The 12044-nt window shown below is 44.4% G+C and carries 2 protein-coding genes and 1 CRISPR repeat array (1 of these 3 running past the window's edge); both genes read left to right on the top strand.

Annotated elements, in window-relative coordinates:
- The first annotated feature begins 6 nt into the window (after positions 1-6).
- Positions 7-1011 carry a type I-D CRISPR-associated endonuclease Cas1d gene (gene cas1d, locus QT992_RS22855; RefSeq protein ID WP_333338423.1) on the top strand — a complete coding sequence of 335 codons (1005 nt, stop codon included), beginning with the start codon at positions 7-9 and terminating at the stop codon, positions 1009-1011.
- Between the two features lie 15 nt (positions 1012-1026).
- Positions 1027-1299: a CRISPR-associated endonuclease Cas2 gene (gene cas2 / locus QT992_RS22850; protein ID WP_333338426.1), complete on the top strand. Its 273-nt coding sequence runs from the start codon at positions 1027-1029 to the stop codon at positions 1297-1299.
- Between the two features lie 254 nt (positions 1300-1553).
- A CRISPR array of direct repeats spans positions 1554-12044; the repeat unit is 37 nt; unit sequence GCCGAAAACAACCTAAAACCCTATCAGGGATTGAAAC; it runs 1376 nt beyond the window's last position.

The following is a 12044-nucleotide window of genomic DNA, read 5'->3' as shown; positions in this document are numbered from 1 at the left end:
TTCACAATGGGAACAGTTTACATTACTCAAGAAGATGCTTTTATTGGCAAAGTCGATGAACGTCTGACGGTTAAAGCTGACAAAAAAAATCTGTTGGACGTGCCATTAATTAAGATTGATGGTGTTGTTGCTTTGGGACGCGCTACAGTTTCGCCGGCTGTCGTTGTGGAACTTTTGGAACGTCACATTCCTTTGAGTTTTTTGACAGTAAACGGACGTTATTTGGGGAGGTTAGAACCGGAGATGACGAAAAATATTTTTGTGCGAAAAGCTCAGTGGCAAGCGGCTGGAGAATCGGAACAAGCCGTGCATTTAGTTAGGGGATTTGTACGGGGAAAACTCAAGAATTACCGCAATTCTTTGTTAGAATGTCAGCGCAAATATTCTCCCCAGGATTTTGAAAAACCCATCGCCCAATTGAAACAAGTCATCGCGTCTATTGACAAAACTTCCAATATTAATTCTCTGCGAGGATTGGAGGGGGCGGGTAGTGCGACTTATTTTGGCTGCTTCAATCAACTGATTCGCGTGCCGGAATTTAGCTTTGAAGTTCGCCGCCGCCGTCCGCCTACTGACCCGGTAAATTCTCTGTTAAGTTTGGGATATTCTCTGCTGCGGCACGATGTTCAAAGTGCGGTGAATATTGTGGGGTTCGATCCGTATTTGGGATATTTGCATTTTGAGCGCTATGGCCGTCCTTCGTTAGCGCTGGATTTGATGGAAGAATTTCGACCTTTGGTAGTTGATGCTGTAGTGTTGAAGGCGATTAATTTGCAGAAAGTTTCGCCTAATGATTTTACCGCAGAACCGTTGAGCGGGGCGGTTTCTTTAACAAAAGAAGCGCTGCACAATTTTTTGCGACTTTACGAAGAAAAGAAGCAGTCAACGTTTAAGCATCCTGTGATGGGAAAGTTGTGTACTTATCAAGAAGCTTTTGAAATTCAAGGGCGGTTGATGGCTAAGTATTTGATGGGTGAAGTTGATAAGTATCCACCTCTGATTTTGAGATAGGGAGGCAATTAAGTTATGTTTGTTTTGGTTTGCTACGATATATCTGAGGACAAGCGCCGCACTAAGATTCACAACATCCTCAAGTCTTATGGGGAATGGAAGCAGTATTCGGTGTTTCATTGCGAGGTGACGGATACTCAGTATGCCCGGATGCGCCAACGTCTGAGTAAGGTGATTAAGTCGGAAGAAGACAGCATCATGTTTCACTATTTGTGCGCTTGCTGTCAGGGCAAGATCGAGCGGATTGGCGGCCGGGCACCGATCGATACTACGATCTTTATGGTTTGATTTTGCGTCTGGCTGTAGGTGTTAAACTGAGGGGGTGAATTTTAATGGCTGAGAGCTTTACTAGGACTGGGTTTGCAGTGGTTTGTACCTCATGCGGGTCAGACGCAAATGCTGTAAGCTTTACTGGGAGAGAGTTTGAGGTCTATTTTAATTTTGCCCCCTTGACAGGGCGATCGCTGAAACGGTATATTGATTGCAGTCAGACGCAACTGAACCTTGAAAACCTTATATTTCAAACCTCCCAGACCCCGGCGGCCGAAAACAACCTAAAACCCTATCAGGGATTGAAACTGATTTCACTAGGTTTAGCCTCTCTGATATCGAGCCGAAAACAACCTAAAACCCTATCAGGGATTGAAACCGGGTATTGGAGCGCCAGAACACGCTCTTGCCGATCGGCCGAAAACAACCTAAAACCCTATCAGGGATTGAAACCTATATCCTGACTGGGGCTGGGGCGAGATTGCAGATGCCGAAAACAACCTAAAACCCTATCAGGGATTGAAACACGACAAGGGGAAAAACTGTTGTCTGACCGTTAGAAAGCCGAAAACAACCTAAAACCCTATCAGGGATTGAAACTCTGAAAAGTTAAACTTGCTGGTAATACTCCCAGGCCGAAAACAACCTAAAACCCTATCAGGGATTGAAACCAGACAGAACTCGGCAAGGTGGCGAAAGTTATCCGCCGAAAACAACCTAAAACCCTATCAGGGATTGAAACAGAAAGGTATTTGAGCTTATAACCTGTCTCTCTAACCTGCCGAAAACAACCTAAAACCCTATCAGGGATTGAAACGTAATGAATTATATAACCCTCGATAAGATTCGCTTATCGCCGAAAACAACCTAAAACCCTATCAGGGATTGAAACGCGTCGCTAGTTGGTTGCTCGCTTGCTGTGCTCCGCCGAAAACAACCTAAAACCCTATCAGGGATTGAAACGCATTACCTTACCTTACGCATCCGCAATCGGCGAGGCCGAAAACAACCTAAAACCCTATCAGGGATTGAAACCCAAAAAGAAGCTTATTGGAAGGGCGAGCCTGTTGGGCCGAAAACAACCTAAAACCCTATCAGGGATTGAAACAATTTGATTCTTTATGGTGCGGTTGCAGTTGCTCAATTGCCGAAAACAACCTAAAACCCTATCAGGGATTGAAACCGGGATAATTTCACAAATCCCATATATTTTATTTGCCGAAAACAACCTAAAACCCTATCAGGGATTGAAACCAAGAAGGTTAGCGATCGCCTTCTTCTTACAGCGCCGAAAACAACCTAAAACCCTATCAGGGATTGAAACGTTTCGCATAGTCGCAGCGACACAGGATGGAGATAAGCCGAAAACAACCTAAAACCCTATCAGGGATTGAAACAAATATTTAAATATTACCGAATAAAACAGTCCCGCCGAAAACAACCTAAAACCCTATCAGGGATTGAAACCCGGCGTGTAGTAGCCGGCGATGCGCCGTGTAGTGCCGAAAACAACCTAAAACCCTATCAGGGATTGAAACTATGTGACTGGCATTTGCTTAATGGAGTTTAAGAGCCGAAAACAACCTAAAACCCTATCAGGGATTGAAACTAGAATTGGGTATCGCTGGATTGTAGGATGAGCAGCGCCGAAAACAACCTAAAACCCTATCAGGGATTGAAACAAACCCTATCAGGGATTGAAACCCAGCTCCTATATCCGAAAACATTGCTCAGCCTATTGCCGAAAACAACCTAAAACCCTATCAGGGATTGAAACGATGCTAAAAGGTTTTCAAAGCCTAATAAAGTATGCCGAAAACAACCTAAAACCCTATCAGGGATTGAAACGGGTGGTATTGGCAGCAGCGCTGGAGCATTGGACAAAGCCGAAAACAACCTAAAACCCTATCAGGGATTGAAACGCAATGATGAACTCTAAGCAATCCGTAGCATCTAAGCCGAAAACAACCTAAAACCCTATCAGGGATTGAAACTCAAAAGTCAAAGTTTTATAACATCCAATCGAGCCGAAAACAACCTAAAACCCTATCAGGGATTGAAACCTGGTATCGGAGCGCCGGAATATGCTCTAGCCGAGCCGAAGCCGAAAACAACCTAAAACCCTATCAGGGATTGAAACTGCTGGTGCATTAGGAATTCCAGCATTGCATTGTGCCGAAAACAACCTAAAACCCTATCAGGGATTGAAACGGGTGTAGCTTCTTGCCTCGTGCTTTGCTGCGGCGAAGTGCCGAAAACAACCTAAAACCCTATCAGGGATTGAAACTTTATATGATTGGGGGGATTGCAATGATGCTTGGAGCCGAAAACAACCTAAAACCCTATCAGGGATTGAAACTCAGGATGAAGTGACATCGCAGTGGGATTCGTTGGAGCCGAAAACAACCTAAAACCCTATCAGGGATTGAAACAAAGTTAATAGTTCATTGGAGTGTACACCCGGTACGCCGAAAACAACCTAAAACCCTATCAGGGATTGAAACATAATGCCCGACTTTAATTGATACATCAGGAAAGCCGAAAACAACCTAAAACCCTATCAGGGATTGAAACATTTTTTCAGATTTGACAGATTTAGATGCCATTAAGCCGAAAACAACCTAAAACCCTATCAGGGATTGAAACTCCAAAATCCCCACGGGCGATCGGATGAACCGGGCCGAAAACAACCTAAAACCCTATCAGGGATTGAAACGCACAATAAACAATTCCCCCCTAAAACTATGAGAGCCGAAAACAACCTAAAACCCTATCAGGGATTGAAACACTGCGCGGGGACAGCAAAAACGCGAGCTCAGTAAAGGCCGAAAACAACCTAAAACCCTATCAGGGATTGAAACTTTAGAATTTGCAGCAAAAAATATTAGCTAGTAATGGCTAGCCGAAAACAACCTAAAACCCTATCAGGGATTGAAACTACAAAGAAGATGGGGGGAGATTCACCCGTGAAGCCGAAAACAACCTAAAACCCTATCAGGGATTGAAACTCCGAATTTTCAATTTACGATCGCGTTTGGCGGGCCGAAAACAACCTAAAACCCTATCAGGGATTGAAACTATTTCTTCCCGTCAGTCATGCCACGAGCAACAGCGCCGAAAACAACCTAAAACCCTATCAGGGATTGAAACATAAAGCTGGCAAGGGCGAGCGGGTTTACGCCAAGCCGAAAACAACCTAAAACCCTATCAGGGATTGAAACGACTGTAAGATAAGGAATGGTGAAGGGAATTGTCGTTGCCGAAAACAACCTAAAACCCTATCAGGGATTGAAACGTTGGTCAAGATGCCGATCGCCCTGTAGTAGGCCGAAAACAACCTAAAACCCTATCAGGGATTGAAACGGAGAATGCTACGGGATAGCCCTCTTGCAACAAGCCGAAAACAACCTAAAACCCTATCAGGGATTGAAACCGTTAGAAGTTCGACAAACTTTTATCTCATCGCTAACGCCGAAAACAACCTAAAACCCTATCAGGGATTGAAACACAGCGCGGTGAGGGCGGTACAGTCACACACAGCAAAGCCGAAAACAACCTAAAACCCTATCAGGGATTGAAACTTTTGTGGTGATGGTTTCATTCAATTCAGGCAGTGCCGAAAACAACCTAAAACCCTATCAGGGATTGAAACTCGCTATCAAAAACACCCTCTTTGGCTCCATCAAGCCGAAAACAACCTAAAACCCTATCAGGGATTGAAACTAATAAATTAGACTTTAATATATTAATCAGTTTCGGCCGAAAACAACCTAAAACCCTATCAGGGATTGAAACAGAAACCGCTCGAATTCTATCTCGCGACCGACAAAGGCCGAAAACAACCTAAAACCCTATCAGGGATTGAAACGACCGAGGCGATCGCACTTGCCGACAAAAATCAGGCCGAAAACAACCTAAAACCCTATCAGGGATTGAAACGGCAATATGATGCAGCCCCATTCTTAAAACAGTTGGGCCGAAAACAACCTAAAACCCTATCAGGGATTGAAACGGATTATCGCTATTGCTGCGAATGGATGAATGAAAAGCCGAAAACAACCTAAAACCCTATCAGGGATTGAAACCGGCTGAGGACACCCTAGTTTATCTTTGTAGCGTTTAATGCCGAAAACAACCTAAAACCCTATCAGGGATTGAAACGCTTAATTCCCCAAATGGGAACAAATACTCTAAGCCGAAAACAACCTAAAACCCTATCAGGGATTGAAACACAGAATTACCTCTATTTTCCGATTAAGGTTGTTGGGCCGAAAACAACCTAAAACCCTATCAGGGATTGAAACAAAGCTGACAACCTGCCCATGTTCCAGTTCGTAATGCCGAAAACAACCTAAAACCCTATCAGGGATTGAAACCAAAGCCCCTCCATTCCAGAAGTGACTAATATTGAAGCCGAAAACAACCTAAAACCCTATCAGGGATTGAAACCAGCGAACACAACGATGATAAGTACCATCAGAGCCGAAAACAACCTAAAACCCTATCAGGGATTGAAACCGCTTTTGCCTCGATTGTTCCCCAGTTTTTGGAGCCGAAAACAACCTAAAACCCTATCAGGGATTGAAACCTTAGAAGTGCTAAAGCCCGGTGAATCAAAGTCTTCAGGCCGAAAACAACCTAAAACCCTATCAGGGATTGAAACGATGACAATAGTAGAAAGAAATCTCATAAAACAATGCCGAAAACAACCTAAAACCCTATCAGGGATTGAAACAGCTGGCAGCCGTGCATGAGGCGAGGGATTTTAAATGCCGAAAACAACCTAAAACCCTATCAGGGATTGAAACCCCCGAAATCGTCGGGATTCCAAGGCTCTAATTGCCGAAAACAACCTAAAACCCTATCAGGGATTGAAACCGGCATTGGCTGCTTTATCTGCCATCGCCTCCAAGCCGAAAACAACCTAAAACCCTATCAGGGATTGAAACCCCAGTGGAGCATTGACAATCTCCGAATACACCCGCCGAAAACAACCTAAAACCCTATCAGGGATTGAAACCAAATAGCAGCATCTTCGGATAGTGAAGCCCAAGCCGAAAACAACCTAAAACCCTATCAGGGATTGAAACCTGAAAAATTTCGACTAGCGATCGCCACGCCACATTGCCGAAAACAACCTAAAACCCTATCAGGGATTGAAACTAGAAAATTGGCGCGATATATGCGATCGCTACCTGGCCGAAAACAACCTAAAACCCTATCAGGGATTGAAACCGCTAGTTATTCCAGTATCGCCAACCTTAATGGGCCGAAAACAACCTAAAACCCTATCAGGGATTGAAACTTACTTCTCCCTTTTTCCAAGAGGGATAGTAAGGCCGAAAACAACCTAAAACCCTATCAGGGATTGAAACCTTGCAGATTTCCCAAAGAATTGGACATTAAGACGCCGAAAACAACCTAAAACCCTATCAGGGATTGAAACTCTGATTTCATAGCGCGACCCGATGCTTTTACTAAAAGCCGAAAACAACCTAAAACCCTATCAGGGATTGAAACACTTTAATAGATTTTCCTCAAACGCTCGCTTTTTATGCCGAAAACAACCTAAAACCCTATCAGGGATTGAAACGCAGCCTTCACACCTCCAGCCCTAGAGCCTCTTGAAGCCGAAAACAACCTAAAACCCTATCAGGGATTGAAACATAACGGCAGTAGCTATGTGGCTCTTACTGCAAAGCCGAAAACAACCTAAAACCCTATCAGGGATTGAAACGCAGGGAGAAGATGAGTTGGTTCGAGATCGGATCGGCCGAAAACAACCTAAAACCCTATCAGGGATTGAAACAGGAAGTTAGCAAAATTGCATTACAAAGTTTCGTGTAGCCGAAAACAACCTAAAACCCTATCAGGGATTGAAACTGCGAGTTTGCTCAAGACTACGGCTATCACAAACAGCCGAAAACAACCTAAAACCCTATCAGGGATTGAAACCACAGGAAAAGCTGACCCGGCTCACTTGGACAGTAAAGCCGAAAACAACCTAAAACCCTATCAGGGATTGAAACTGAGCAGCGGTCGCTCATCAGTCTCATAAGCTGAGCCGAAAACAACCTAAAACCCTATCAGGGATTGAAACAGGATAGGCAAGCTTCCAAGCATCGGAATGGTAAAGCCGAAAACAACCTAAAACCCTATCAGGGATTGAAACAACTAATACTAGCTGACTAGAAAATTTCTTAGTTGCCGAAAACAACCTAAAACCCTATCAGGGATTGAAACCATACCGAAAAGACAAAGAATGGACGGGCAACGTGCCGAAAACAACCTAAAACCCTATCAGGGATTGAAACGCTAACACGCTCGGAGCGTGGGGAAAAGTGCAGGCCGAAAACAACCTAAAACCCTATCAGGGATTGAAACAGAAACTGCTGGCAGCGGTCACAAGCTCGAATCATGCCGAAAACAACCTAAAACCCTATCAGGGATTGAAACGCGAGTAATCGTTTGACCGTGTTTGACCCGCTACAGCCGAAAACAACCTAAAACCCTATCAGGGATTGAAACTCTTAAGTTTGCGTGGTGGACAAAGCGGTGGACAAAGCCGAAAACAACCTAAAACCCTATCAGGGATTGAAACGGAAAAATCTTATAGCATTCATAACCACGATATTGCCGAAAACAACCTAAAACCCTATCAGGGATTGAAACATCAATTAGTAGATTTGTCTGAAAGGTACGATTACGCCGAAAACAACCTAAAACCCTATCAGGGATTGAAACAACCAAATAATTTCAGAGCGCTCCATGATAAGAAAGCCGAAAACAACCTAAAACCCTATCAGGGATTGAAACTTCAAAAATTTGGTTCCAGTCTTGGTCTGAATCAGCCGAAAACAACCTAAAACCCTATCAGGGATTGAAACGTATAAGTTACGGCAGGACTTGGATCTTTTACAGCCGAAAACAACCTAAAACCCTATCAGGGATTGAAACCAACGCGAATAATCCTAAAAAGTTACCCACAGTTAGCCGAAAACAACCTAAAACCCTATCAGGGATTGAAACAAATATAGGCGATCTGGAGCGGGTGGAACTGGTACGCCGAAAACAACCTAAAACCCTATCAGGGATTGAAACTGCTTCTAGCTTCTCTTCTTCTTCGGCTAGGGCAAGGCCGAAAACAACCTAAAACCCTATCAGGGATTGAAACATCTGAGCGTACTTTAGTTAAGCTTCAACGGCTAGAGCCGAAAACAACCTAAAACCCTATCAGGGATTGAAACCGGTAAATATCGAAGGGAGAACTTATCTCTCATGAAAACAGGCCGAAAACAACCTAAAACCCTACCAGGGATTGAAACTGGCGCTGCTGCTGACGATCGGGCATTTGTACACCAGCCGAAAACAACCTAAAACCCTACCAGGGATTGAAACTAGTTGGTCGGAGTCGTCACGGTCACAGAGAATGCCGAAAACAACCTAAAACCCTACCAGGGATTGAAACTTTTCCTCGGCCTCGGTTGCGGGCGGCTTTGCGGCCGAAAACAACCTAAAACCCTACCAGGGATTGAAACGAACTTGATGCTACCAATCGCACTGCTGGATTTGCCGAAAACAACCTAAAACCCTACCAGGGATTGAAACTTCTACCCGCATTACTACCCCCTTCAGATGGTTTGCCGAAAACAACCTAAAACCCTACCAGGGATTGAAACTCTGTAAATGTTTAAACAGAGAAAGTCGTACTTGTGCCGAAAACAACCTAAAACCCTACCAGGGATTGAAACTACCAGGGTTTTGCTCCAGTGCTCTTTGTGCTGGTGCCGAAAACAACCTAAAACCCTACCAGGGATTGAAACCCTCTGCACAGCTACGGTTCGCCTCATCTAAAGGCCGAAAACAACCTAAAACCCTACCAGGGATTGAAACGTCTAGCAACTGCACTTCGGACTCTATGCCATTAAGCCGAAAACAACCTAAAACCCTACCAGGGATTGAAACGAGTGATTCGCCTTTTCCCATTGAAGAAAATGCTTGCCGAAAACAACCTAAAACCCTACCAGGGATTGAAACCGGGCACATAAGTGTATCTTTTTATTATCCAAGTAGGCCGAAAACAACCTAAAACCCTACCAGGGATTGAAACTTAGAAAAACTGATTCCCAGAGCTTTCTGAGGGACAGGTGCCGAAAACAACCTAAAACCCTACCAGGGATTGAAACAAAAGGGGTTGGTGTAGGAGTTGGGGACGGAGTGCCGAAAACAACCTAAAACCCTACCAGGGATTGAAACGCATTATCGCAGCAACCTCAAACCGTTGAGTGCTGTGCCGAAAACAACCTAAAACCCTACCAGGGATTGAAACTAATTGACTGAATTTAATTGACTGAATTCTCAAGTGAGGCCGAAAACAACCTAAAACCCTACCAGGGATTGAAACGCTAAATCTTCCGGTGCAACGTCGGAATAATCTGCAAGCCGAAAACAACCTAAAACCCTACCAGGGATTGAAACAGTAAAGTATGCTTCCATTGAACAGAACCTCATAAGCCGAAAACAACCTAAAACCCTACCAGGGATTGAAACTTTCTTATCCCACGACAAAACGGTGGACTTCGGGAAGCCGAAAACAACCTAAAACCCTACCAGGGATTGAAACTTCCCACAAGGGACAAACCGCAGAGGAGAAAGAGCAAGGCCGAAAACAACCTAAAACCCTACCAGGGATTGAAACTCCGAGAACTGCAACCAAAATTCGCAGTTATTGAAGCCGAAAACAACCTAAAACCCTACCAGGGATTGAAACAAACCTGTACCAGTAACAATGATGTTATCTGATGAAGCCGAAAACAACCTAAAACCCTACCAGGGATTGAAACCTTAGCTAATTTGTTGTCAATTTCCCGTTGAAAGCCGAAAACAACCTAAAACCCTACCAGGGATTGAAACCTGACGAATGCGGGACTCCAGACTAATGAAGGAGCCGAAAACAACCTAAAACCCTACCAGGGATTGAAACCAAACAAACCACCATTGTTTGCTGCCATTTCCTTTAAAGCCGAAAACAACCTAAAACCCTACCAGGGATTGAAACACGCAAAAGAAAGAAATAACAAAAGCCAAAGCAAGCCGAAAACAACCTAAAACCCTACCAGGGATTGAAACTTGCTTCTAACTCATCAAGGGTATCTACAATCAGCCGAAAACAACCTAAAACCCTACCAGGGATTGAAACAGCTATTACCCCCTAGATTGTGCTAGGGGGTTTTCGCCGAAAACAACCTAAAACCCTACCAGGGATTGAAACTTAGATTTTTTGGGTGCGGTAGTGGGTGCGGTGCCGAAAACAACCTAAAACCCTACCAGGGATTGAAACTTAATCGCTTGCGCTTGATTGACGGTGACTGATAGCCGAAAACAACCTAAAACCCTACCAGGGATTGAAACTAACTCCCTGCGACGCCCCCTGAGTGCAACTAGCGCCGAAAACAACCTAAAACCCTACCAGGGATTGAAACACAACCACCCGGCAGACGCCCCGAAGGGCGTTTCGCCGAAAACAACCTAAAACCCTACCAGGGATTGAAACTTGCTGTTTCTGCCGCTCAGTCAGACTCATCACCGCCGAAAACAACCTAAAACCCTACCAGGGATTGAAACGAAGTTGATTAAGTTTGCAAACCAGCCCCCAAAGCCGAAAACAACCTAAAACCCTACCAGGGATTGAAACAGGAACAAAAAAATCAAAACGCTTCTCAATAGACGCCGAAAACAACCTAAAACCCTACCAGGGATTGAAACCCGGGCCTCTATCCCAACATCACAGAGGTAGATAGCCGAAAACAACCTAAAACCCTACCAGGGATTGAAACCCCTTTATGAAGGGCGTAGCCGATTTTTGATACCGCCGAAAACAACCTAAAACCCTACCAGGGATTGAAACAACTAAGGGATGCTTGCTTCTGAATACTGGCACCGCCGAAAACAACCTAAAACCCTACCAGGGATTGAAACAAATTTCCAATACTGGTGGTCGGAGTTTCAACAACATGCCGAAAACAACCTAAAACCCTACCAGGGATTGAAACCCCTATATTAAAGGGTGGGCTGATCGTGTTTTTTGCCGAAAACAACCTAAAACCCTACCAGGGATTGAAACCAGTGCTGGCAGATGCTGGGTACAAAACCACCAAGCCGAAAACAACCTAAAACCCTACCAGGGATTGAAACATAGGCCATATTACAGAAAGACGATCCACCCTGAGCCGAAAACAACCTAAAACCCTACCAGGGATTGAAACTTGAAATGTCATTGTTTTGGGTGATTTGCTGGTTTGCCGAAAACAACCTAAAACCCTACCAGGGATTGAAACCTCAGCATTTTGAACAAAAGCACAAGGGGCGGTGCCGAAAACAACCTAAAACCCTACCAGGGATTGAAACGCCAGAGTAGTTAGGTTTACCGGGGCATCGCCAGGCCGAAAACAACCTAAAACCCTACCAGGGATTGAAACTAGAAAATTCTTTCCACCATTTCTCAAAATCAAGCCGAAAACAACCTAAAACCCTACCAGGGATTGAAACTCATAATTCTTACGCCTTAAATCTTTATATCCTGCCGAAAACAACCTAAAACCCTACCAGGGATTGAAACGCAAGCGTGGAATTGAGCTTTTTTATACGGGTCAAGCCGAAAACAACCTAAAACCCTACCAGGGATTGAAACGCGGCCATGCCTACCGGAATTTGTGCAGCCGCTGCCATGCCGAAAACAACCTAAAACCCTACCAGGGATTGAA

It is taken from the genome of Microcoleus sp. T3_D1, from assembly GCF_036700405.1.
Classification (GTDB): Bacteria; Cyanobacteriota; Cyanobacteriia; order Cyanobacteriales; family Microcoleaceae; genus Microcoleus.
This window is presented reverse-complemented; position numbering and strand designations above follow the sequence as displayed.

Excerpts from the sequence above, each read along its gene's own strand:
- cas1d (WP_333338423.1), top strand. The coding sequence starts at position 7 with ATGGGAACAGTTTACATTACTCAAGAAGATGCTTTTATTGGCAAAGTC.
- cas2 (WP_333338426.1), top strand. The coding sequence starts at position 1,027 with ATGTTTGTTTTGGTTTGCTACGATATATCTGAGGACAAGCGCCGCACT.